This window comes from Bacillus cereus group sp. Bce041 (genome assembly GCF_052646455.1).
In genome coordinates this window covers 505,265-527,700 of sequence record NZ_JBQXON010000001.1, presented here as the reverse complement: position 1 = coordinate 527,700, position 22,436 = coordinate 505,265, and the positions used below count along the sequence as shown (strand labels likewise).

Sequence of the window (22,436 nt, the reverse complement as noted above, 5' to 3'; positions counted from 1 at the left end):
AAAGGGGAATTCAAATGGTAGCAACAGTAGTAAATGTACAGGTGAAAAACGAAGAGAAAATCGAGACTGCGCCAAAGAAGGTAGTATTTGATACGAAAAATTTAAATTTATGGTACGGGGAAGACCATGCTTTAAAAGATATTAATTTAAGTATTCATGAGAATGAAGTTACAGCCATTATCGGTCCAAGTGGCTGTGGTAAATCAACTTACTTAAAAACATTAAATCGCATGGTAGAGTTAGTACCGATCGTTCGAACTACAGGTGTAATTGAGTATAGAGAACGAAATATATTTGATAAATCATATCCAGTTGAAGAATTAAGAACGCATGTAGGAATGGTGTTCCAAAAGCCAAATCCATTTCCAAAATCTATTTATGAGAATGTAACATACGGTCCAAAAATCCATGGTATTCGTGACAAAAAGACATTAGATGAAATTGTTGAAAAAAGTTTACGTGGAGCGGCGATTTGGGATGAGTTAAAAGATCGTTTGCACGATAATGCATACGGTTTATCTGGTGGACAGCAACAGCGTCTATGCATCGCACGCTGCTTAGCTATTGAGCCAGACGTTATTTTAATGGATGAGCCAACATCGGCATTAGACCCAATTTCAACATTAAAAGTAGAAGAATTAATTCAAGAGCTAAAGAAAGATTTTAGTATTGTTATCGTAACGCATAATATGCAACAAGCAGCGCGTATTTCAGACAAAACAGCTTTCTTCTTAAGCGGGGAAGTTGTGGAGTATACAGATACAAACAAATTATTTACGACTCCTTCAGATAAGCGTACAGAAGATTATATTACAGGTCGCTTTGGTTGATATCGTTTCAAAGCTAAGAGCAAATGCCCTCTTAACAGAGGGCATTTCTTATTTTATCTTACTGTTAATAAAGAAGTAATACTTCTCCTTATCTTAAGTTTTATTACAAGCGTAAGAGGCTATGTAGGAGATTTACCCCGCTATTTGCGGGCAGTAAGACCCCCACCTTAAAATTTAGCGAAAGCAAAGAAGTTAGGGAGGGGATCTTGCTGCCTATCAAATCCCGATTGATGAGGGTTGATTAAAGTTTCACTTTTATATAATGGCACATAATATTGAGGGGGAAGAAAAATGGTAAGAGAACAGTTTCAAGGTGATTTAAAAGCGTTACAGCAAAAGGTGATTGAGCTTGGAGAATTAGCAAATGCGGCTTTATTGATTGCTATGGAAGGTCTGCATACAAGGGATGTAGAGAAAGCGTTAGAGGTCATTGATGGTGATTACCGCATGGATAATTTAGAAGAGGAAATAAACGATCTTGCGCTTATGCTCATTACGAAGCAGCAACCTGTAGCAAGTGACTTAAGAAGGATTTTTATTTCAATTAAAACAGCGACAGATTTAGAGCGCATTGCAGATCATGCTGTTAATATTGCAAAGGCTACAATTCGTCTTGGGGAAAAAGAAGTGGCTGTTAGTTTGCACAACCTAGATGAAATGTTTGCGGTTGCAAATGAGATGTTGCATTTAGCGTTAGAAGCATATGAACAAGAAAATTTAACTTTTGCGAAACAAATTGCTGAAATGGATGATTCCGTTGATGAAATATATGGAAAAGCAATTCGTGAGTTTATATCTTCAGTTCCGGAACAACCAGAAGCAATTACGCAAATTACACAATTATCATTTGTCGCGAGATATATTGAGCGTGTAGCAGATCATATTACAAATATTGCTGAAAATGTCTTTTATTTAGTAAAAGGAAAGCATTATTTATTGAATGAGTAGGAAAAAAGCAGGTGATGAGAAATCACCTGCTTTTTTTAGTCAAAACATGACAAAAAAAGCTCGTTGTTTCCTTTAGTTTATGATGATAAGATGTATCATAATGTAATGGAAAAATTAGTATATATGTTTGTCGTTAATAAGTATTATTTACCAATTTATAGTAAGCGCTTTCTTGTTGTTTGAAATGTACGTTTTTATAGGTTAGAAATTTAATTATATAGTCTTCTAAATGAGGATGTGTTTAACTAATCAAGTTTATGCTGCTAGTTCATGTGGGATAGGGAATATACATATGGTATATGGAGTTACTGAACATTATATAAGTGGAGGCTGAAGTATATGAAGGGGGTTATTTTAGCTGGAGGAAAAGGAAGGCGCCTTAGACCATTAACATGTAATACTCCAAAGCCGATGTTACCATTATTAGAAAAACCAGTTTTAGAATATAATATTGAGTTATTACGCCAGCATGGTATTCGTGAAATTGCAATTACTGTTCAATATATGAGTACGACCATTAAGCAATATTTTGGTGACGGTAGTAAATGGGGAGTTAACTTGTATTATTTTGAAGACTCTCCTCCGCTTGGCACAGCAGGGAGTATTAAACAAGCAGAACAATTTTTAGATGAAACATTTGTTGTGATAAGCGGGGATGCATTAACTGACTTTCAATTATCAGAAGGAATTAGGTTTCATGAACAAAAGAAAAGAATGGTAACAATGTTTGTGAAAGAAGTAGAAAATCCACTCTCATTTGGATTGGTTGTAATGAATAAAGACCAGGAGGTTACACGATATATAGAAAAGCCGGGCTGGAATGAGGTAGTATCTAATGTTGTGAATACAGGCATATATATTATGGAGCCAGAAGTCTTTTCTTACATACCGCCTAGGCAATTTTTTGATTTCAGTCATGATGTGTTTCCGTTATTGGCAAACAAAAATGTGTTATTCGCATATTTGTCAGAAGGTTATTGGTTAGATATCGGCACATTTAATCAATATCGACAAGCACAATTTGATTTGTTAACGAAAAAGTTACAAGTACCTATTCCTTATACAGAAGTATTACCGATGGTATGGATGGGAGAAGGGGTGACGATTGGTAAAGGGACGAAAATTCATGGCCCCTCTTTTATTGGAGAAGGAGCAAAGATTGGTACAGGAGCTGTAATTGAGCCATATTCTATTATTGGGAAAAATAGTATCGTTTCAAATTATTCTCATCTTCAAAAAAGTATTGTTTTTGCAAATGCCCACATTGGGAAGTATTGTGAACTATTAGAAACGACAATAGGAGAGCGTACAATAGTTGAAGATGATGTTACACTGTTTCAAAAAAGTGTTGTAGCGGATCACTGTCACATCGGAAGAAGTACGGTAATTAAGCAAAAAGGAAAACTATGGCCTTATAAGGCGATTGATAGTCATTCGATAGTAGGAGCGGCTGGTATTCAAGAGAGTGAAATGAGTGCAGGGTGGTTACAAAAAAGCCGCATTGTAGGAAGAGGGAATGTTGAAATTACTCCCCAGTTTATCGTGAAGATTGCGATGGCGTATGGTTCTCTTTTTAAAAAAGGAGAAAGTATATTAATTGGAAGTCAAGAAAATATAGAAACAACCTCTTATAAAAATTTATTTTTACATGCTATTCATGGTATAGGGATTCATACGATGGAATGTAAAGAAATGAACGAGTCACTTTTTCAATATAGTGTTCATCATTTGCAATGTGCAGGTGGGGTTTTCATTCAAGTGGAGAATGAGAATGAGATTGTTATAAAGTTGTATGGTCAAGCTGGCATGCCGTTAACGTATAAGCAGCAAAAAGAGATAGAACAAGTATATATGTCCGAATTGTTTTATTACGTGCATGAGAAAGAGATGGGGCGAAATAAGCTGGTTCATGTTTCTATGAATGAGTATATAGAAGTTATATTGGGGCATATTGATATCGAGAAAATACAGATGCAGAAGTTTCATCTTCTTATTAATAAGAGAAATGATACGTTGCAACATTTACTTATGCTCTTTCTACAAAGACTTGGTTGTACAGTTACATGGATTTATGCAAGCGAACAAAAAGATCATGTGAAAGCTTTGATGAAATCAAGTAAAGCGAATATGGCTCTTATGTTTTCTGAGCAAGGAAATCATTTCGAGTTATACGATAAACATAGTAATATTTACCAAGGTACAGATTTGGAAGAGGTCGATATTCCAGATTTCTTACTCGAATCGACAGGAAATATTTACCCAATGTCTTTGAAGTTAGGAGAATGTTATCTTCTATTTTATACGCAGGATGAAAGAAAGTCGTTTCAAGTAAGGTGGAAGCGAGATATTTTATATCGGATTGGAAAATTATTCGAGCTAATAGCATTGCAAGGAAAAACGTTTCTCAGCATAGTAGAGCAATCACCTCCGCTCTATTTACTTTATGATGAAGTGGTATGTTCATGGAATGAAAAAGGGGAAATTATGAGGAAATTATTGGATGATATAGAAAGGAAGGGAGAAGGTATATTTGAAGGAGTACAGTTCAAATATACTGAAAAAGAGTGGTCTTATATCGTTTCTGACACAAAACAACCAAAATTTTTGGTGTATTCACATGCTAGAAACCCAGTAATAGCAAGGGAAAATATGAAAAATCTTATAGAAAAAATTAGACAATATCAAAAGGTGTAGAATTTTTATTTTAAAAGTGGTATTATAGTATAGTCTGATTTAAGTTATTAGTACTGGAGGGAAATAAGAATGCGTGTGAATATTACTCTAGCATGTACAGAATGCGGAGATCGTAACTATATCTCAAAGAAAAATAAACGTAACAACGCTGAGCGTATCGAGCTTAAAAAGTATTGCAAGCGTGACAAGAAGTCTACGTTACACCGTGAAACAAAGTAAGCAGTAGGAATATTTTCCTACTGTTTCTTTTTTTATTCGATTCCTATGTTAAAAGTGATACACTATCAGCATAGAGTAAAGTGTCACTGTAAGGGGGAGAATGTGTGAAAGCAGAGAAAGTACGTTTACGTAAACAAATAATAGAACACATGAATTCTTTATCAGAAGAACAGTATACAACTTTATCAGAACAGATTGCATTTTCGTTGTATGCGCAAAAAGAGTGGGTTGAAGCTAAAACAATTGGAATTACTCTTTCAATGGAAAATGAAGTGAATACATATCCTATTATCGAAAAAGCTTGGGAAGAAGGAAAGAAAGTTGTAGTTCCTAAGTGTAATAAAGGAACTAGAACGATGTCCTTCCGGCAAATTAATGATTTTGATCAATTAGAAACGGTGTATATGAATTTACGTGAACCGATTCCCGGGCTTACGGAAGAAGTGAATATGGATGAAATTGATCTTCAAATTGTCCCAGGCGTAGCTTATACAGAACGAGGAGAGCGAATTGGGTACGGCGGTGGCTATTATGATCGTTATCTCGTGCATTATAAAGGGAAAACGCTGTCATTAGCGTATGATTTTCAAATGGTAAAACACATTCCAGTAGAGCCATTTGATAAAAACATAGAAAAAATTATTACAGAAAAAGGAACACTGCTTATAAATAAGCTTGTATAGACAAATAAAAATTGACGAGACTTTTTCTTCTTGATTATAATAAAATATGTGAACGTTTTCTTATTATAATTTTTTATAGTAAGTGAGCATAGAGGGTGATGAAATGGTATCTATTTATGATATTCAGCAATTGCTAAAGAAATTTGGTACGATTATTTATACGGGAGATCGAATTGCAGATTTACAATTAATGCAAGATGAATTACGTGAATTAAATCAATCACAGCTAATCGATCCACAAGACTATCAAACAGCTTTATTTTTATTGAAGCAAGAAATTCAAAAAGAGCTAAATAAGAATTAGATAAAGGTAGGTAAGCAACATGGAAGAGAAATGGTTAGTTGGTGTTGACCTTGGTGGTACAACGATTAAATTAGCATTTATTAATGTATACGGTGAAATTTTACATAAGTGGGAAATCCCTACGAATACAGGTGAGCAAGGAAAACATATTACACTTGATGTTGCGAAAGCAATTGATAAAAAGCTAGAAGAATTAGGCGAATTGAAGAGCAAATTAATTGGTATTGGTATGGGAGCTCCTGGTCCTGTACATGTGGCGTCTGGAATGATTTATGAAGCGGTTAATTTAGGATGGAAAAACTATCCGCTAAAAGATTTATTAGAAGTAGAAACAGGATTACCTGTTGTTATTGATAATGATGCGAACTTAGCAGCGCTTGGTGAAATGTGGAAAGGTGCTGGTGAAGGTGCAAAAGATTTAATCTGTATGACACTTGGTACGGGCGTTGGTGGTGGTGTAATCGCCAATGGTGAGATTGTACACGGCGTGAGTGGTGCTGCTGGTGAGATTGGACATATTACAGTCGTTACAGAAAATGCTTTCCCATGTAATTGCGGGAAGTCTGGTTGCTTAGAAACAGTAGCATCTGCGACAGGTATTGTACGTGTTGCTATGCAAAAAATACAAGAGACTAATAAAGAGAGCGTGTTGCGTTCTATGTTAGCTGAAGAAGGACGTATTACATCAAAAGATGTCTTTGAAGCACTTGGACAAGGTGATGAATTAGCAGGTGAAGTAGTAGAAAAAGTAGCTTCTTATTTAGGATTAGCTGTAGCGAACCTTTCTAGTACATTGAACCCAGAGAAAATTGTTATTGGTGGAGGCGTGTCTAAAGCTGGAGATGCGCTATTAGAACCAATTCAACGCTATTTCGAGCAATACGCTTTCTCACGTGCTGTAAAGAGCACGAAGTTAGCTATTGCAACACTTGGTAATGATGCAGGTGTTATCGGAGGAGCTTGGCTTGTAAAAAAGCACAAATACGAAGCGAAGATGATATAAGTTGTGAAATATGAAAAGAGGAAGGGGGAACCCTTCCTCTTTTTGTGTAAAATCTCGATGAAGAATAAAGTGTAAACGAATTAAGCTGCTGGTGGATACCCGTTATATAGAACAGTCATGATCGTAAACCATCCGAAAACGAGTACAGTTGCAATTGCAAAGCCGCTCGCGAAAAAGTTTTTTTCACGAAGTGTTCTAAGCGTAGCAAATACAGCTAACAGAGTGACAAGTGTAAAAATAATAACAAGGCCCATACAATATCCTCCTCTGTCTACCCATTTCTTATTATGAGTTTTTGGAATATTTACTCTTTTATATTGTACATGTTTTAAAAATGATTGTCGAGATAGCATCCTTTCTTTTCCTAAGAGAAAGAAATGTTGTATCATTAAAAGTAAGTTTTTAATAACTGGAGGAGATTTTTATATGAAATGGATACAAATGCCGTTAGGCCCATTACAAACGAATGCTTATATTTTAATGAACGATCAAAAAGAGTGCATTATCTTTGACCCTGGTCATGAAGGTGAAAAGCTCGTTACATATTTACAAGAAGAACAATTAAAACCATTAGCTGTTTTATTAACACATGCTCACTTTGATCATATCGGTGCTGTTGATGCGGTAAGAGACACTTTTCATATTCCTGTGTACGTACATAAAGAAGAAGCAGATTGGTTAGGAGATGCAACTGTAAACGGCTCTCAAATTTTTATGATGAACCGCAGTATTACAGCAAAACCAGCGGATCATATTATTGATGCAGAAGGTACATTAACAATTGGATCATTTAATTTTGAAATTTTTGAGACACCAGGACATTCTCCAGGAAGTATTTCTTATTATAGTAAAGAGGCGAATGCTGTATTCTCAGGAGATGTATTGTTCCAAATGAGCATTGGAAGAACAGATTTACCTGGTGGAAGTTTCGCTGAATTAATTGGAAGTATTGAAGAGAAATTATTTGTATTACCAGATGAAACAGCGGTTTTATGTGGACATGGTCCAGAAACAAGCATTGGCTTTGAAAAAGAAAATAATCCGTTTTTACAATAAGGAGTCATTATGGGAATGGAGCTCATTTTAAGAGAATGGATGGGGAAAGAAAAGGATTATTCAATTTCATATAGTACGTATATGAACCTTGTATTGTATACAGAAGGTCATGGATATTATATGAAAGAACGTGAAAAGATTGGAAGACAAGGGGATTTTTTTACAAGTAGCAATGTATCCTCTGTTTTTGCAAAAACTTTTGCTAAACTTTTTATTCGTCTTGTTGAAAATGGTGAAGTTGCTCCGAATATTTGTGAAATTGGCGGAGGAACAGGGAAGTTTGCCTATGATGTTTTACAAGAATGGAAGCAATTATCTCCAAACACCTTTATTAATTTAAACTATTCAATGATTGAAGTGAGCCCTTTTCATAGGAAATTACAGCAGGAGCAACTTGGCTCATTTTCTAATGTATCGTACTATACCTCCTATAGTGAAATGGGAGATTCTTTTGAGGGAATTCTTTTTTCGAATGAGTTGTTTGATGCATTTCCTGTTGAAGTAATTGAGAAAAGAAATGGTATATTGTATGAAGTACGTATTACATATACAGAGGAAGGAAACCTTTCAGAAGTATGTAGGCCGTTAAATAAAAGAATTGGTCGCTATTTATTGAAATATAATATTCATATTGCTGAAGGGCAACGTTTTGAAGTACCAATTGTTATGGAGGAGTATATAAAAGAAATTTCGAAATGGTTTCAAAAAGGTATATGTATTACAGTTGATTACGGATACACAAAAGAAGAATGGATGCATCCAGCACACCGCGAAGGAAGTTTGCGAGGATATTATCAGCATAAGCTAATGCGTAACCCACTAGCGCATCCAGGTGAAATGGATCTTACTACTCATGTTCATTGGGACGAGCTAAAGGAGATGTTTAGTATGCAAGGAATGAGTGCAGTATGGCATAAGAAACAATCTGAGTTCTTGTTAGCTGCAGGGATATTAGAACAGCTTACGAGCCATCAAGATACGAATCCTTTTTCTGAAACGCAAAAACAAAATCGAGCAGTTCGTTCTATGATTTTAAATGGAGGAGTAGGGAGTTCGTTTGATGTTGTTATACATACAAAAGATATGCAACATTTACATTTGGATCGGTATGTAACAATATAAAAAACAAGACACAGTATATACTGTGTCTTGTTTTTTAATACGACTTATGTAGTATTATATATTTCCTCTCATGATATATATTTATATTAAAGATATGAGATAAAAAATATAGAATACGTTCTTTTTCTGCGATTATTAGTCCCTAACCTAATAATACGCGAACGAGTTGAATGATTGTTTCATTCTCTACTTTGTAATAAATTTCCAATCCTTTTCTTTCACTAGAAACGATTTTAGCGCTTTTTAATTTTGCTAAATGCTGTGAAATTGTAGATTGTGGCATGTTTAAGCCAGTATACATTGTAGAAACGTTGCTTGGACCGCGCTCGATTAATCCTTTTACGATACATAAACGAACAGGATGAGCTAGCACTTTTAATAATTCTGCATTACTTTCATATAGTTCTAATTCTTTTTGAAAGGTTTCTAACATGTTCTTTTCCACCTCCGTGTGAGCTATTATACCATACTATACATACCAAAAATTTAAAGAAAAGAAAATAGTTGTTGCAGAAAAAAAGTCCTAAAGTAAAGAAATTGTAAGAAAAGAGACCCGGATGTAAATAAAATAGGTAAATTAGCATGTTTTTGTAAAATGACATTTTTGGGTGAAAATTTCGATGCGTTTTAAAAATTGAAAGATATAGATATATTTGTAACACAATTTTATCATGATTTTCTTATTCTTTCAAATGAATATACGAAATTTTTAAAATAATATGACAAAGGAATTATAATGATATATATAGAATATAAAACAGGTTAAAAGAAAAGAAGCTGAATGTCATTCGCTTCTTTATGGTGATAATGAAATATTTGATTACGGCTGATAAATCTTAGGATGATCAAGTCATTAGTCATTTATTCTAAAATTCATCTTTTAGCAACGTTAAAAATCTGTGATTCCATATGTTCTCATAAAAATCAATTGTCTCTTTTGCGGACATAAAAGGATTATTCAACGTAGAGGTTGTTTTCTGTCCCATAAAGTTTTCGTATCCTAGTCCGTGGGCAAACTTAATCGTTGCATCCATACAGTACTCTGTTTGGGCACCACAAAATTCAATGCGATTTACAGATAATTGATCTAAAATTTCTTTTAAGTTTGTTTTATAAAATGCATTTGCATGTGTTTTTCTTACAAAAAAATCTTGTTCTTGAACATCTAGATCGGTATGAATAGCCCAAAGTTCTTTCTCGGGTACTAAATCATCATCACAATGTTGAACAAAAAGGATTGGTTTATTTAATTTTCTATATGAAGAAATTCTTTTATTTACTTTTTTTAGTAAGTTCTGTAAATCAAATAAATGCTCCTCGCTATAACATACGCCATTTTGTAAATCGATAACGATTAAAATATCTGCACAAGTATCCATTATTTTCACCCCTTTTTATTTCTTAATATATCAATTAATCCATTATTTAGAAATAGATGATATACTTTTATTTTTTATGGACTATAAGAAAAGAAGAAATTCAAATGAATATAGCTAAACCGCATAAAAAGAAGATATGAAAACCTAATCTCATATCTTCTTTTTCTCTATGCATTTACAGGCTCTTCTACATAAGAAAGGGCATTTTCAAAATCGGATATTAAATCGTTAACATTTTCAAGACCGACTGATAACCGAAGTAATGAATTAGAGATTCCTCTTTTATCACGAGCTTCTTGCGACAGTGCTGCATGTGACATTTTTGCTGGATAAGAAAGAATTGACTCTACAGCTCCTAAACTAACTGCAAAAACAGGCAATTTTACTTTTGATAAAAATTTGCGGAGTGCATCTTCTGACTGCAAAGTAAACGATAAGACCGCTCCAGCTGATGTTGCTTGAGATTGTTGAATATCAAATCCGAGATGAGTTTGTAATCCCGGATAATAGACATTTTTTACTTTAGAGTGCTCTTGTAAATAATGTGCGATTTTATTGGCATTTTTAGCTGAATGTTCGAGGCGTACATGCAATGTTTTTAGACCGCGAAGTACGAGAGAACAATCTTGAGGTCCTAAAATAGCACCGAATGCATTTTGTAAAAATCCAAGCTTTTGAGCGAGTTCTGAATCTTTTACTACTGCTAATCCGGCAGTAACATCACTATGACCAGCAATAAATTTTGTAGCACTATGAAGAACGACATCAGCTCCAAGTTCAAGTGGTTTTTGGAATAGTGGTGTCAAAAATGTATTATCAACAAAAGTAAGAGCCCCAATAGATTTTGCGAGTTTAGAAACCTCGCGAATATCTGTCACTTTTAAAAGTGGGTTAGAAGGTGTTTCTACATAAAAGAGCTTTGTATTTGGTTTAATGTTTTGTTTTATTTCTTCTAAATTGGTCATATCAATAAATGTATGTGAAACACCGTAACGGGAGAGTACCTCAGTTATCACTCGGTAAGTGCCTCCGTACACATCTTCTGAAATGAGTACGTGATCACCTTGTGAAAGAAGGAGGAATGCAGTGGAAATCGCTGCAATGCCTGATGCAAAGGCGAATCCTTTTGTTCCGCCTTCTAATAAAGCAATGATATCTTCAAGAGCTTCACGAGTTGGATTTCCTGACCTGCTATAGTCATATTTTCCGAACGTATCTACATCAAACTGGTGAAAAGTTGATGTGTTATAAATAGGAACGTTCACAGCGCCTGTTTGCGAGTCGTGTTTATATTGGTTGTGTAGTAAGAGTGTATCTATAGAATAGCTCATATTCTTACACCTTCTTTTACGAGTTTAATTGCTTGCTTTAAGTCTTGAATTAAATCGTTACTATTTTCAATGCCAACTGAGAATCGAAGAAGACGATTGCATACGCCGTTTGCTGTTCTAATTTCTTCAGGAATATCAGCATGTGTTTGCGTTGCTGGATAAGTCATTAAACTTTCTACACCACCAAGACTTTCGGCAAATGTAATTAAGGATAAAGATTGTAAGAATGGATTAATCCAAGCTTCATCTTTAAGGCGGAATGAGATCATGCCGCCTCTTCCTGGATAAAATACATCTGTCACCCCGTCTTCATCATTTAAATACGCAACAACTGCTTTCGCATTTTCTTCATGTTGCCTCATGCGAAGCGCTAACGTTTTCATACCGCGAATTAATAACCATGAGTCAAATGGGCTTAAAACTGCACCTGATGCATTATGATAATGAGCGATTTCCTCGCAAAGTTCCTTTCCTTTTGCAACGACAAGCCCGCTTAGTACATCGTTATGTCCCCCTAAATATTTCGTTGCGCTATGAAGTACAATGTCAGCACCTTCTGTTAATGGTTGCTGTATATAAGGTGTGTAGAAAGTGTTGTCTACAATAAGGAGTAGTCCGTTCCTTTTCGCTACAGTTGCGACAGCAGCAATATCAGTAACTTGCATTAATGGATTAGTTGGAGTTTCTATGAAAATAGCCTTCGTTTCAGTTGTGATAGCTTGCTCAATTTGTTTAATAGACTGTGTATTTACGTATCTACATCGAACATTCCACTTTTTTTCATGCTCAGAAAATAATCGATACGTTCCCCCGTATAAATCTTCAGATACAATAAGTTCGTCTCCAGAGCGGAATAGAGAAAGGACGAGGAGAACAGCCGCCATCCCTGAACTACAGGCATAACCTTGTTCGCCATATTCTAAGTCTGCGATCGCCTGTTCTAAAAGACCTCGAGTTGGATTGCCAGTTCGTGAATAGTCAAAGCCAGTAGATTTACCAATTCCTTCGTGACGATAAGCGGTTGAGAAATAAACTGGTGGATTAACCGTTCCGGTTGTAGTTTCACTGCGATTTCCGATTTGTGCTAGTTTTGTTTCGATTGTTGACATATGAAAATTCCTCCTTTTTAAATTGAAACATTAAGTGAATATAAAATAAAAAAAGCCTTCTAAGAAGAAGGCTTTCGGTTTGAATAGAGTCTTCTTCTCATCTGTCAAATCTTTCACAATTTGCTGGAATTAGCACCTTATTAACAAAATGTTAATGGTTGCTGAGGCGTCACAGGGCCAGTCCCTCTACCTCTCTAGATAAGAATGTTCGTATGAAATTTTTATTATGTTTTTAACTTTACAATAAAATATAACTGAATTGCAACTTTATTTTAAATAATTTTTATTTTTCCGCAAGTGTCATTGACTTTTACTTTTGTGCATGCTAAATTTATTAAAAAATTTACAAACATTGTTAAAAGGGGAACGCATTTCCTTTTAGCTACATAAATAAAATAATAAAGACAACTCTTATTGAGAGCGGTGGAGGGAAAGGCCCTGTGAAACCCGGCAACCTTCAAACGAAATGTTTGAAACGGTGCTAATACCTGCAAAACGAATGTTTTGCATAATAAGAGGAGGAACGATTATGTCCCCCTCTTCAAAGTGAAGAGGGGGTTTTTATATTGATAGAAATGAGGGAGAGTCGTGAAATTACTAGATTTATTATCAAAAGGAATTGTAATAGGTGATGGTGCGGTTGGGACGTTATTGCATTCACATGGTTTGCAAAGTAGCTTTGAAGAATTGAATGTATCTGATCCAGACTTAATTATATCGATTCATAAACAATATGTAGCTGCTGGAGCAGATGTAATTCAAACGAATACGTATGGAGCAAATGAGGCGAAATTACGTATGTATGGTTTAGAAAATCAAGTTACAGAAATTAATAGAGCGGCAGTAAAACTAGCGAAAGCATCTGTGACAGATAAAAATGCAATTTTAGGAACAATTGGTGGTATGAAACATATCGGAGCTGTTACAACGACTGATATGGAAAGAGAGTTTATGTTACTTGAACAGGCAGGGGCTTTACTAGAAGAACAGGTTGATGGATTACTATTAGAAACTTTTTACGATGAATTTGAATTACTTCATGCCGTTAAAGTATTGCGTAAGCAAACGAATATTCCAATTGTTGCGCAATTAGCGTTACATGAAGCAGGTACGACTCAAAATGGAAATGATGTCAATGAAATATTAAAGCAACTTATAGATTACGGTGCAAATGTTGTTGGATTGAATTGTCAACTAGGGCCGCTTCATATGACGGAAGCTTTCAAAATGATATCGATTCCTCAAAATGGCTATTTATCAGCATACCCAAATGCAGGCCTCCCGAATTATGTGGATGGACGTTACGTATATGAGGGAAGCCCAGCTTATTTTGAAGCGATGACACCGAGATTTATTGAGCAAGGTATTCGGTTATTGGGTGGTTGTTGTGGTACGACTCCAGAACATATTCAAAGTATGAAGCGCGCTGTTGCGAATATTACCCCTGTAATAGAAAAAGACACGATTCAAAGGCCGAAAGTCGTTCATACGCATGAGAAACGTTCGAAGGCTCACGTCACTCTAGCAGAGAAAGCGAAAAAACAAACGACAGTTGTAGTGGAATTAGATCCACCGAAAACGTTAGATACACAGCGTTTTTTTGAAGGAGCAAGAGCGTTAAAAAGAGCGGGAGCAGATGCTATTACTCTAGCAGATAATTCATTAGCATCGCCTCGTGTTTCTAATATGGCGATGGGTGCGTTATTAACGAAGCATGATATCCCAGTATTGACGCATTTAACGTGTAGAGATCATAACGTCATTGGACTACAATCTCATTTGTTAGGTTTATCGGCGTTAGGGATGGAAGAAGTGTTAGCTTTAACTGGTGATCCAGCGCGCGTTGGTGATTTTCCCGGTGCCACTTCTGTATATGATTTATCCTCTATTGAGCTTATTAAAATGATTAAAGAAATGAACGATGGACGTTCAATTTTAGGGAAATCAATTGGACCGGCGACAAGGTTTTCTGTAGGCGGCGCATTTAATCCTCACGTGAGGCACTTAAAAGCAGCGGTTAAGCGAATGGAACGAAAAATAGATGCTGGAGCGGAGTATTTTTTAACTCAGCCAATTTACGATATCAAGTTAATTGAAGAAGTGTATGAAGCGACAAAGCATTTGGAACAACCTATTTTTATTGGAATTATGCCGTTAGTAAGTAAGCGGAATGCAGATTTTCTTCATTTTGAGGTGCCGGGTATTACTCTTCCTGAAGAAATAAGAGAGAGAATGGATGGACATGAAACAAAAGAGGCAGCAATTGAGGAAGGGATCCGCATTTCACAAGAATTGGTCGACGCAGCGATGAAATATTTTAATGGTATTTATCTTATTACACCATTTTTAAAGTATGAAATTACAGAACATCTTGTTAAATATGTAAGAGAAAAGCAAGAAGTGAAAGAAGGTATTAATTGATGAAGTGTATAGAAGAAAAATTAAAAAATAGCATTTTAATATTAGATGGTGCAATGGGGACAATGATTCAGCAAGAGGATTTAACTGCTGAAGATTTCGGAGGAGAAGAGTACGAGGGCTGTAATGAATATTTAGTGGAAACAAGACCAGACGTTATTTTAAAGATTCATAAAGCTTATATTGAAGCTGGAGCGGATATTATTGAAACAAATACATTTGGGGCAACGAATATTGTACTAAGTGATTATGATCTGTCTCATTTAGATGAAGAACTAAATGAAAAGGCAGCACTTTTGGCGAAGCAAGCTGTTAAAGAAAGCGGGAAGGAAGTATATGTTGCGGGAGCGATGGGACCAACAACGAAAGCAATTAGTGTTACAGGTGGTGTGACTTTTGAAGAATTGATTGAGGCTTATACAAGGCAGGCACGAGGATTATTAAAAGGAGAAGTTGATGTATTACTCGTTGAGACGAGTCAAGATATGCGTAACGTGAAAGCAGCTTATATTGGAATTCAAGCCGCTTTTGAAGAACTGAAAAAAACGGTTCCTATTATGATTTCAGGAACGATTGAGCCAATGGGAACGACTCTGGCTGGGCAAACAATTGAAGCTTTTTATTTATCAGTAGAACATATGAAACCATTATCTGTTGGGTTAAACTGTGCGACTGGTCCGGAGTTTATGAGGGACCATATTCGTTCACTATCTGATTTATCGGAGTGTTACATTTCTTGTTATCCAAATGCAGGTCTTCCTGATGAAGATGGACATTACCATGAATCTCCATCTTCTCTTGCTGAAAAGGTGAAGCGATTTGCTGAAGAAGGATGGATTAATATTATTGGTGGTTGTTGTGGCACGACACCAGAACATATAAAAGCAATGAAATCCGCGCTAGCATCTCTTAGGCCTCGTGACCATCATGAGAGAGAAGGACATGGAATTAGTGGATTAGAAGCACTGCAATATGATGAGTCTATGAGACCGTTATTTGTAGGTGAAAGAACGAATGTTATTGGGTCACGTAAATTTAAACGCTTAGTAGCAGAAGGGAAATTTGAAGAGGCTGCTGAAGTGGCAAGAGCGCAAGTGAAGAAAAATGCTCATATTATTGACATTTGTATGGCAGATCCTGATCGCGATGAAATAGAAGATATGGAAAACTTCTTAGCAGAAGTTACGAAAGTTTTAAAAGTACCGATTATGATTGATTCAACAGATGAAAATGTGATGGAGCGAGCTCTTACTTATATTCAAGGAAAAGCTGTTATTAATTCAATTAATTTAGAAGATGGAGAAGAACGATTTAAAAAAGTGACACCGCTTCTTCAGAAGTATGGTGCCGCTATAGTTGTAGGAACAATTGATGAAGACGGTATGGCGGTTAGTGCGGAACGAAAGATAGAAATTGCGAAAAGAAGCTATGAATTACTTACAAAGAAGTATGGGATACGCCCGTCAGATATTATTTTTGATGCACTTGTGTTTCCAGTAGGGACAGGTGATGAAGAATATATTGGCTCAGCGGCAGCGACTATAGAAGGAATTCGCCTTATTAAAGAAGCGTTACCAGAGTGTTTAACGATTTTAGGTGTAAGTAACATATCATTTGGTTTACCACCGGCTGGACGTGAAGTATTAAATTCAGTTTTTTTATACCATGCTACGAAAGCAGGATTAGATTACGCGATTGTGAATACGGAAAAATTAGAACGCTATGCGTCGATTCCAGAGGAAGAAAAACGCCTTGCAGATGCATTACTGTTTGAAACGACGAAAGAGACGTTAGAAGAATTTACAAACTTTTACCGAGTTGCTAAAAAGAAAGATGTCGTTGTACAAGAAACGTTAACGCTTGATGAAAGACTAGCAAATTATATTGTAGAAGGTACGAAACAAGGATTACACGAGGATTTAAGTCTTGCACTTGAAGAAGGAAGAAAACCTCTTGATATTATTAACGGTCCGCTTATGACAGGGATGGACGAGGTAGGACGACTATTTAATAATAATGAACTTATTGTTGCTGAAGTATTGCAAAGTGCCGAAAGTATGAAAGCCGCTGTAAGCTATTTAGAGCCACATATGGAATCTAGTGATAGTGCGAAAAAAGGGAAAGTATTGTTAGCAACTGTAAAAGGTGACGTGCATGATATTGGGAAAAATCTCGTTGAAATTATTTTAGCGAATAACGGATATGAGATTATTAATTTAGGAATTAATGTACGTTCGGATCGAATTGTTCAAGAAGTACAAGAAAAGAAGCCGGACATTATAGGCCTTTCAGGTTTATTAGTAAAATCAGCGCAACAAATGGTAACGACTGCTGAAGATTTAAAAGCGGCAAATATTGATGTGCCCATTGTTGTAGGTGGTGCAGCGTTAACGAGAAAGTTTACAGATAATCGGATTTCACCATCATATAAAGGACTCGTTTGTTATGCGAGTGATGCGATGACGGGGCTCGATATTATTAATAAGCTTCAAAAAGAAGAAGAGCGTGAGAAGATGAAGCAGGATAAAAAAGAACGTCATCTTCATATCGTAAAAAAAGAGGAGAAGAAAGTAGAAATTCCAGCAGTAATTGAGCCATTACCAAAATCAGAGGTTATGGTGCCTGATTCAACAAAACGAATTGTATTACGAGATGTTCCAGCCCTTCATCTCGCACCATTTCTGAATAGACAAATGCTACTTGGGCATCACCTTGGATTAAAAGGAAATGTGAAGAAGCTTTTGAAAGAGGGAGATAAGAGAGCACATGAATTAAATGATTTAATAGATGAATTATTGCAGGAAGGACAATCTTGGTTAAAGCCGAAAGCAGTGTATCAATTTTTCCCAGCGCAAAGCGACGGACAAAACATTGTAATATATGATCCAGAAGATCATACGCGTGTTATAGAGCGTTTCACATTCCCTAGACAAGGAAAGGCTCCCTATCGTACTTTAGGTGATTATTTGCGCCCAATAGGAGATGAGATGGACTATGTTGCTTTCTTATCTGTTACGGTTGGGGAAGGAGTTCGGGATATTGCTGAAGAGTGGAAGGCGAAAGGTGATTACCTACGTAGTCATGCCATTCAATCGTTAGCGCTTGAATTAGCGGAAGGACTTGCTGAAAAAACACATATGCTCATTCGTGACCGCTGGGGCATTCCGGACTCACCTGAACTGACGATGGAAGAACGTTTCCGTACGAAATATAGAGGAATACGAGTGTCATTTGGTTATCCGGCGTGTCCAGAACTTGCAGATCAAGAAAAGCTATTTCGCTTAATTCATCCAGAGGAAATAGGTATTTCATTAACAGAAGGATTCATGATGGAGCCAGAAGCGTCCGTAACGGCTATGGTATTTTCTCACCCTGAGGCAAGATATTTTAGTGTATTATAGTCTAGAAGGGGGAGACGTATGAAGAAAATAGTCTTTACAGGTGGCGGTTCGGCAGGACATGTAACACCTAATTTAGCCATTATCCCATATTTACAGGAAGACAACTGGGATATCTCTTATATTGGTTCTCACCAAGGTATTGAGAAAACGATTATAGAAAAGGAAGGCATTCCCTACTATAGTATTTCGAGTGGAAAGCTACGTCGTTATTTTGATTTAAAAAATATAAAAGATCCTTTTCTTGTAATGAAGGGTGTTATGGATGCGTATGTAAGAATTCGAAAACTAAAACCAGATGTGATTTTTTCAAAAGGCGGTTTCGTATCTGTACCAGTCGTAATTGGCGGATGGCTAAATAGAGTACCAGTTTTATTACATGAATCTGATATGACGCCAGGACTAGCAAATAAAATTGCGCTTCGTTTTGCTTCGAAAATATTTGTTACATTTGAAGAAGCAGCGAAACATTTACCGAAAGAAAAAGTAATATATACGGGGTCTCCTGTACGTGAAGAAGTGCTGAAGGGAAATCGTGAAAAAGGTTTAGCGTTTTTAGGTTTTTCACGTAAAAAGCCAGTTATTACGATTATGGGAGGCAGCTTGGGCGCGAAAAAAATTAATGATACGGCTCGAGAAGCATTACCAGAACTTCTTAAAAAGTATCAAATTGTTCACCTTTGCGGAAAAGGTAACCTTGATGAAAGTTTACAAAATAAAGAAGGATATAGACAATTTGAATATGTACATGGAGAACTGCCAGATATATTAGCGGTAACAGATTTTGTTATTTCACGCGCGGGCTCCAACGCAATTTTTGAATTTTTAACATTACAAAAGCCGATGGTTTTAATTCCATTATCGAAATTTGCAAGCCGTGGAGATCAAATATTAAATGCAGAGTCCTTTGAAAGACAAGGATATGCCTCCGTATTATATGAAGAAGATGTAAATGTAAAATCTCTTATAAAGTATGTCGAAGAATTAAATCAAAATAATGAGAAGTATAAAATAGCATTAAAAAAATATAATGGAAAAGAAGCAATTAAAACAATCATTCAAAATATTTCAGAGGCATGATGAAATAATCATGCCTCTTTTAGTAGGGTGAAAGATTCCAAGAATTGATATTTTTATGTTACAATAAAGTGAAACTTTAATCAGTTGGGTGCATCCCACATCTAACTTCTTTACTGTTACTGAATTTTGAGGAGGGAGTCTTACTGCCCTCAAATAGCGGGATAACAAATGGGTTAATAGGGAAATTCCAATTAATGAGGCGTGAAAATACGAATGGATTAGGAGTGACTGTGTTGGAGCTAAGTCTCTATGAAAATACTGCACTTATTATATGCTTTGTGTTGTACGTTGGTAGTGTTATTGTTTATATTTCAAGGAAATTTTCGCAAGAAAGAGAGCTTGAAAAGTCAGAGATAACAGCTGAACTAGAAATGTTAGCTGATGAAAGTTATAAAAAACAAAAAATAAAAGAAGACCATGAAGCATCCCATCATTTAAACGCAAATAAGTTTTAAAGATGGGGATTTTTTTTGAAGTTGTTCTTTATTGTAGCTATAACAAATAACGCTAAAAAGGAGTTTCCCCATACATAATGAAGGAGTGTATATAAATGAATTTTTATATCGCCTCAGGTTTCCAAAATAAACATCTTGTACGTTCCGTAGCAAATGAACTGAAACATGCAGGATGGCACCATACATATAATTGGACCAAAAACGAAAAAGCAGCAAATGAAGAACAATTAAGAGAAATTGGTCAGGCAGAACAAAATGCTGTAAAAGAAGCGGATGTATTTTTACTTATATTAGATGGCGGAAATGGGAGCCATACAGAGTTTGGAATGGCGATTGCACTAGAGAAAACGATATATGTATATCATGCAGGAAACCCGCTCCAAACAACGTTCTATCACTTGCCAGAAATAAATATTTTTGAAGGAGATGTAGCTGAGTTTGCATCTTATGTTATGAATCATATGAAATAATAGTAACTACCTAAAAGGTTATAAAAGTGATCTTTTGGGTACAGTGATGATAAGAAACGTATATAAAGGAGTACATAATATGAAATTAGAAAATGGATGGGAAACGAGCTTTTTAGAAGTCGTACAAAATAGTGAATTTAAGAAAGAGGCACTTCTTAGTCAATTGCTTTGTCAGGATAGTGAAGAAGTAGAAGAGCTTGTGGATGATTACGGCTACGAAGAACTTGTTGAACGTGAACATGATGATGAGTTAGCTGAAATCTTAGGAGAAGAACTTTTTAGTGAGATGGAACGCCAAGTATTCTTATCTTCAAATCCAGAAGAAAAATTGATTTCATTCGTCAATGGATTAGGTTTTCATGTGTTAGATTGGATCGTTCTTCTTGAAACAGAATTTGGCATTGATAGTGCAAACTTTACATCAGATGCTGTGAAGGTGTTAGAAAAGCGTTTCAGACAGTTTCCATACATAGAGGACAAGACAATTTTTGATATGACATTTGGAGAATCGATGGATGTATTAGAATCTGTTACAGGATTACAACTAAAGGAAAAGATGAACGTATAATGAAAAAAGAACGTGATTGGATCACGTTCTTTTTTTACATAATAATAATTTTATCATCTAGTTTTGTCTGCCCGGTAAGAAGTGCGTTTAAATATTCCACTTTTCTTATACAAGCTTGTATATGTCTTTCAATCTCTTGTAACTCTGCTTGGTGATGCGTTTCAATTGGATGAATTTGTACGTTGAATTTTTCAAATTGACTACTATATGTTATTTCTGCATAGCCGCTCATAATATCAGTTTCGTTATGAAATAAAAATTGCTTCGTTTTGTCACAGAATGATACATCCTGAAAGCCATATACTTTTAATGCTTCAATTACTTTTTTAATCATTTTTGTATTCATTTTTTAACCCTCTTTACGAAGTTCTACTTATATATTATAACATAAAAAATTACATAGAAAGCGCTTCCAAGTGTATTTTATTATAAACTTTACGTTTCAATCACAAAAATGAAACAAAGAAAAAATAATTGTAAAGAAGGAAGGACTCTTTTATTGTTTCGTCATATATATAGAGAAATAGTGCAATGAAAGGAAATTTTCCGAGGTGGAGATCGTATTTCCAATTTGAGCGCAGTAAAAGAGGTGAGAATTTTGAACTTTGATATTGTAGGACAAAAAGCATATATAAAAGATGGACCGCATCGGAACCGAATTGGAATTGTAAAGAAAAATGAGACAAAATTAGCATCGCAGTTTGCTATTGTAATTGGAGAACAAGTCATTGATGTAGAGCTAAAGGATATCGTGTTAGTTGGAGTAGACGTAGGACAATTTCATAAATGGTGCGAACAAAATGGTTATTTGTGAAAAGGACGGGCTGTGAGATAATGAAATATATTTGAGGAAAGAGGATATGTTATTGTATTCTCTTTTTCTATGTTTAAGGAGGCGAAAATGAAATATAAAGAACAGGAGTTTACGTTGGAGTTAAAAGAGAACATTCAATGTATGGAGAAGGAAATAGAGCGAATATCACTTAAACTGCATAAAGAGTATTCACATTTATACATAGAAAAACACATGGAATTAGATATGGGATTTGCAAGAGAAAAAGAGAATCCCTTTGAGGTGGGTTATTATTCATCAGTTGCTATAGCTATATTAGATGAAGAAAAAGAGCTGATTGGATTTCATAATATTCCAATTTGGAAATGTGAAAGAATCTTTTTAGGAATGCCAATTCAATCAAACATTTTGGGGAGTAAGAAAGTAGGAGAACTCGCTGATGAATCTTGTTATGAGATTGAGGAAGAGTTAAAAGAGCAACTAGAAGAATACTTAGAGTGATAATTCTCAAGATAAAATCTATAAAGAGGGGACGGAATAAAAAAGACGCTAACAATTGTATGTTAGCGTCTTTTT

General features: G+C 35.5%; 23 protein-coding genes and 2 riboswitches. Of the genes, 17 read left to right on the top strand and 6 right to left on the bottom strand.

Annotated features, from left to right (window positions below; genetic code table 11):
• Positions 1 to 14 precede the first annotated feature (14 nt).
• From pstB to glcK, 7 genes are all read left to right on the top strand, one after another.
• Positions 15 to 830, top strand: coding sequence for a phosphate ABC transporter ATP-binding protein (gene pstB / locus ACUN13_RS02770; protein WP_000226686.1), 816 nt, complete (start codon positions 15 to 17; stop codon positions 828 to 830).
• Between the two features lie 291 nt (positions 831 to 1,121).
• The gene (phoU, locus tag ACUN13_RS02765; RefSeq protein WP_000251240.1) at positions 1,122 to 1,778 is read left to right on the top strand and encodes a phosphate signaling complex protein PhoU; all 657 of its coding nucleotides are present in this window, start codon (positions 1,122 to 1,124) and stop codon (positions 1,776 to 1,778) included.
• Positions 1,779 to 2,117: 339 nt separating this feature from the next.
• The gene (locus ACUN13_RS02760; RefSeq protein WP_000679342.1) at positions 2,118 to 4,472 is read left to right on the top strand and encodes a sugar phosphate nucleotidyltransferase; all 2,355 of its coding nucleotides are present in this window, start codon (positions 2,118 to 2,120) and stop codon (positions 4,470 to 4,472) included.
• A gap of 69 nt (positions 4,473 to 4,541) precedes the next feature.
• On the top strand, positions 4,542 to 4,691 hold the full coding sequence (gene rpmG, locus ACUN13_RS02755) for a 50S ribosomal protein L33 (protein WP_001265616.1): 150 nt from the start codon (positions 4,542 to 4,544) through the stop codon (positions 4,689 to 4,691).
• Between the two features lie 104 nt (positions 4,692 to 4,795).
• Positions 4,796 to 5,374, top strand: coding sequence for a 5-formyltetrahydrofolate cyclo-ligase (locus ACUN13_RS02750; protein WP_000642749.1), 579 nt, complete (start codon positions 4,796 to 4,798; stop codon positions 5,372 to 5,374).
• Positions 5,375 to 5,477: 103 nt separating this feature from the next.
• Positions 5,478 to 5,678 (top strand): YqgQ family protein, encoded by a 201-nt coding sequence (locus ACUN13_RS02745; RefSeq protein ID WP_000253699.1) that lies wholly within the window; start codon positions 5,478 to 5,480, stop codon positions 5,676 to 5,678.
• Between the two features lie 19 nt (positions 5,679 to 5,697).
• Positions 5,698 to 6,681, top strand: a complete 984-nt coding sequence (gene glcK, locus ACUN13_RS02740) for a glucokinase (RefSeq protein ID WP_000391704.1) — start codon at positions 5,698 to 5,700, stop codon at positions 6,679 to 6,681.
• Positions 6,682 to 6,761: 80 nt separating this feature from the next.
• Here glcK and ACUN13_RS02735 read toward each other — a convergent pair whose 3' ends face one another.
• Entirely contained in the window at positions 6,762 to 6,935 is a 174-nt protein-coding gene (locus ACUN13_RS02735; protein WP_000524852.1) for a DUF2759 domain-containing protein, read from the bottom strand.
• A gap of 172 nt (positions 6,936 to 7,107) precedes the next feature.
• On the opposite strand from ACUN13_RS02735, the gene ACUN13_RS02730 reads away from it, so the two are divergent.
• On the top strand, positions 7,108 to 7,737 hold the full coding sequence (locus ACUN13_RS02730) for an MBL fold metallo-hydrolase (RefSeq protein WP_000871233.1): 630 nt from the start codon (positions 7,108 to 7,110) through the stop codon (positions 7,735 to 7,737).
• Between the two features lie 9 nt (positions 7,738 to 7,746).
• The gene (locus tag ACUN13_RS02725; RefSeq protein WP_025687683.1) at positions 7,747 to 8,859 is read left to right on the top strand and encodes a class I SAM-dependent methyltransferase; all 1,113 of its coding nucleotides are present in this window, start codon (positions 7,747 to 7,749) and stop codon (positions 8,857 to 8,859) included.
• A 142-nt stretch (positions 8,860 to 9,001) separates the two neighbouring features.
• Here the strand turns inward: ACUN13_RS02725 and ACUN13_RS02720 are convergent, their stop codons facing one another.
• The 4 genes from ACUN13_RS02720 to metI all read right to left on the bottom strand — a co-directional run bounded on the left by ACUN13_RS02720 (position 9,002) and on the right by metI (position 12,678).
• Positions 9,002 to 9,292 (bottom strand): ArsR/SmtB family transcription factor, encoded by a 291-nt coding sequence (locus tag ACUN13_RS02720; RefSeq protein ID WP_000894377.1) that lies wholly within the window; start codon positions 9,290 to 9,292, stop codon positions 9,002 to 9,004.
• Between the two features lie 433 nt (positions 9,293 to 9,725).
• Positions 9,726 to 10,238 (bottom strand): cysteine hydrolase family protein, encoded by a 513-nt coding sequence (locus tag ACUN13_RS02715; RefSeq protein WP_025687684.1) that lies wholly within the window; start codon positions 10,236 to 10,238, stop codon positions 9,726 to 9,728.
• A gap of 167 nt (positions 10,239 to 10,405) precedes the next feature.
• A complete protein-coding gene (gene metC / locus ACUN13_RS02710) occupies positions 10,406 to 11,569 on the bottom strand; it encodes a cystathionine beta-lyase (protein ID WP_025687685.1) in 1,164 nt (387 codons plus the stop codon).
• On the bottom strand, positions 11,566 to 12,678 hold the full coding sequence (gene metI, locus ACUN13_RS02705; protein ID WP_000103897.1) for a cystathionine gamma-synthase/O-acetylhomoserine thiolyase: 1,113 nt from the start codon (positions 12,676 to 12,678) through the stop codon (positions 11,566 to 11,568). Before metI ends, metC begins: the two co-directional genes overlap by 4 nt.
• 94 nt (positions 12,679 to 12,772) lie before the next feature.
• A riboswitch (SAM riboswitch) is annotated at positions 12,773 to 12,883 on the bottom strand.
• Positions 12,884 to 13,086: 203 nt separating this feature from the next.
• Positions 13,087 to 13,196, top strand: a riboswitch (SAM riboswitch).
• Between the two features lie 70 nt (positions 13,197 to 13,266).
• Between metI and ACUN13_RS02700 the strand changes: the two genes are divergently transcribed.
• The 6 genes from ACUN13_RS02700 to ACUN13_RS02675 all read left to right on the top strand — a co-directional run bounded on the left by ACUN13_RS02700 (position 13,267) and on the right by ACUN13_RS02675 (position 21,067).
• Positions 13,267 to 15,099 (top strand): bifunctional homocysteine S-methyltransferase/methylenetetrahydrofolate reductase, encoded by a 1,833-nt coding sequence (locus ACUN13_RS02700; RefSeq protein ID WP_000770352.1) that lies wholly within the window; start codon positions 13,267 to 13,269, stop codon positions 15,097 to 15,099.
• The gene (gene metH / locus ACUN13_RS02695) at positions 15,099 to 18,497 is read left to right on the top strand and encodes a methionine synthase (protein ID WP_000649677.1); all 3,399 of its coding nucleotides are present in this window, start codon (positions 15,099 to 15,101) and stop codon (positions 18,495 to 18,497) included. Before ACUN13_RS02700 ends, metH begins: the two co-directional genes overlap by 1 nt.
• A gap of 18 nt (positions 18,498 to 18,515) precedes the next feature.
• Positions 18,516 to 19,574 carry an undecaprenyldiphospho-muramoylpentapeptide beta-N-acetylglucosaminyltransferase gene (murG, locus tag ACUN13_RS02690; RefSeq protein ID WP_000724775.1) on the top strand — a complete coding sequence of 353 codons (1,059 nt, stop codon included), beginning with the start codon at positions 18,516 to 18,518 and terminating at the stop codon, positions 19,572 to 19,574.
• A 194-nt stretch (positions 19,575 to 19,768) separates the two neighbouring features.
• Positions 19,769 to 20,029, top strand: coding sequence for a DUF3966 domain-containing protein (locus ACUN13_RS02685; RefSeq protein WP_001250699.1), 261 nt, complete (start codon positions 19,769 to 19,771; stop codon positions 20,027 to 20,029).
• Positions 20,030 to 20,124: 95 nt separating this feature from the next.
• Positions 20,125 to 20,499 (top strand): nucleoside 2-deoxyribosyltransferase, encoded by a 375-nt coding sequence (locus ACUN13_RS02680; protein WP_445423654.1) that lies wholly within the window; start codon positions 20,125 to 20,127, stop codon positions 20,497 to 20,499.
• Positions 20,500 to 20,578: 79 nt separating this feature from the next.
• Positions 20,579 to 21,067, top strand: a complete 489-nt coding sequence (locus ACUN13_RS02675) for a hypothetical protein (protein WP_000764267.1) — start codon at positions 20,579 to 20,581, stop codon at positions 21,065 to 21,067.
• 34 nt (positions 21,068 to 21,101) lie between these two features.
• Here ACUN13_RS02675 and ACUN13_RS02670 read toward each other — a convergent pair whose 3' ends face one another.
• The gene (locus tag ACUN13_RS02670) at positions 21,102 to 21,413 is read right to left on the bottom strand and encodes a hypothetical protein (protein WP_001093237.1); all 312 of its coding nucleotides are present in this window, start codon (positions 21,411 to 21,413) and stop codon (positions 21,102 to 21,104) included.
• Between the two features lie 252 nt (positions 21,414 to 21,665).
• On the opposite strand from ACUN13_RS02670, the gene ACUN13_RS02665 reads away from it, so the two are divergent.
• A complete protein-coding gene (locus tag ACUN13_RS02665; protein ID WP_001008327.1) occupies positions 21,666 to 21,881 on the top strand; it encodes a DUF3912 family protein in 216 nt (71 codons plus the stop codon).
• Positions 21,882 to 21,968: 87 nt separating this feature from the next.
• Positions 21,969 to 22,361, top strand: a complete 393-nt coding sequence (locus tag ACUN13_RS02660; RefSeq protein ID WP_000875394.1) for a hypothetical protein — start codon at positions 21,969 to 21,971, stop codon at positions 22,359 to 22,361.
• The last annotated feature ends 75 nt before the right edge of the window (positions 22,362 to 22,436 follow it).

What these genes read in the sequence shown, in the direction of transcription:
- pstB (WP_000226686.1), top strand. Translation starts at nt 15, where the DNA reads ATGGTAGCAACAGTAGTAAATGTACAGGTGAAAAACGAAGAGAAAATC.
- phoU (WP_000251240.1), top strand. Translation starts at nt 1,122, where the DNA reads ATGGTAAGAGAACAGTTTCAAGGTGATTTAAAAGCGTTACAGCAAAAG.
- ACUN13_RS02760 (WP_000679342.1), top strand. Translation starts at nt 2,118, where the DNA reads ATGAAGGGGGTTATTTTAGCTGGAGGAAAAGGAAGGCGCCTTAGACCA.
- rpmG (WP_001265616.1), top strand. Translation starts at nt 4,542, where the DNA reads ATGCGTGTGAATATTACTCTAGCATGTACAGAATGCGGAGATCGTAAC.
- ACUN13_RS02745 (WP_000253699.1), top strand. Translation starts at nt 5,478, where the DNA reads ATGGTATCTATTTATGATATTCAGCAATTGCTAAAGAAATTTGGTACG.
- glcK (WP_000391704.1), top strand. Translation starts at nt 5,698, where the DNA reads ATGGAAGAGAAATGGTTAGTTGGTGTTGACCTTGGTGGTACAACGATT.
- ACUN13_RS02735 (WP_000524852.1), bottom strand. Translation starts at nt 6,935, where the DNA reads ATGGGCCTTGTTATTATTTTTACACTTGTCACTCTGTTAGCTGTATTT.
- ACUN13_RS02730 (WP_000871233.1), top strand. Translation starts at nt 7,108, where the DNA reads ATGAAATGGATACAAATGCCGTTAGGCCCATTACAAACGAATGCTTAT.
- ACUN13_RS02725 (WP_025687683.1), top strand. Translation starts at nt 7,747, where the DNA reads ATGGGAATGGAGCTCATTTTAAGAGAATGGATGGGGAAAGAAAAGGAT.
- ACUN13_RS02720 (WP_000894377.1), bottom strand. Translation starts at nt 9,292, where the DNA reads ATGTTAGAAACCTTTCAAAAAGAATTAGAACTATATGAAAGTAATGCA.
- ACUN13_RS02715 (WP_025687684.1), bottom strand. Translation starts at nt 10,238, where the DNA reads ATGGATACTTGTGCAGATATTTTAATCGTTATCGATTTACAAAATGGC.
- metC (WP_025687685.1), bottom strand. Translation starts at nt 11,569, where the DNA reads ATGAGCTATTCTATAGATACACTCTTACTACACAACCAATATAAACAC.
- metI (WP_000103897.1), bottom strand. Translation starts at nt 12,678, where the DNA reads ATGTCAACAATCGAAACAAAACTAGCACAAATCGGAAATCGCAGTGAA.
- metH (WP_000649677.1), top strand. Translation starts at nt 15,099, where the DNA reads ATGAAGTGTATAGAAGAAAAATTAAAAAATAGCATTTTAATATTAGAT.
- murG (WP_000724775.1), top strand. Translation starts at nt 18,516, where the DNA reads ATGAAGAAAATAGTCTTTACAGGTGGCGGTTCGGCAGGACATGTAACA.
- ACUN13_RS02685 (WP_001250699.1), top strand. Translation starts at nt 19,769, where the DNA reads ATGAGGCGTGAAAATACGAATGGATTAGGAGTGACTGTGTTGGAGCTA.
- ACUN13_RS02680 (WP_445423654.1), top strand. Translation starts at nt 20,125, where the DNA reads ATGAATTTTTATATCGCCTCAGGTTTCCAAAATAAACATCTTGTACGT.
- ACUN13_RS02675 (WP_000764267.1), top strand. Translation starts at nt 20,579, where the DNA reads ATGAAATTAGAAAATGGATGGGAAACGAGCTTTTTAGAAGTCGTACAA.
- ACUN13_RS02670 (WP_001093237.1), bottom strand. Translation starts at nt 21,413, where the DNA reads ATGAATACAAAAATGATTAAAAAAGTAATTGAAGCATTAAAAGTATAT.
- ACUN13_RS02660 (WP_000875394.1), top strand. Translation starts at nt 21,969, where the DNA reads ATGAAATATAAAGAACAGGAGTTTACGTTGGAGTTAAAAGAGAACATT.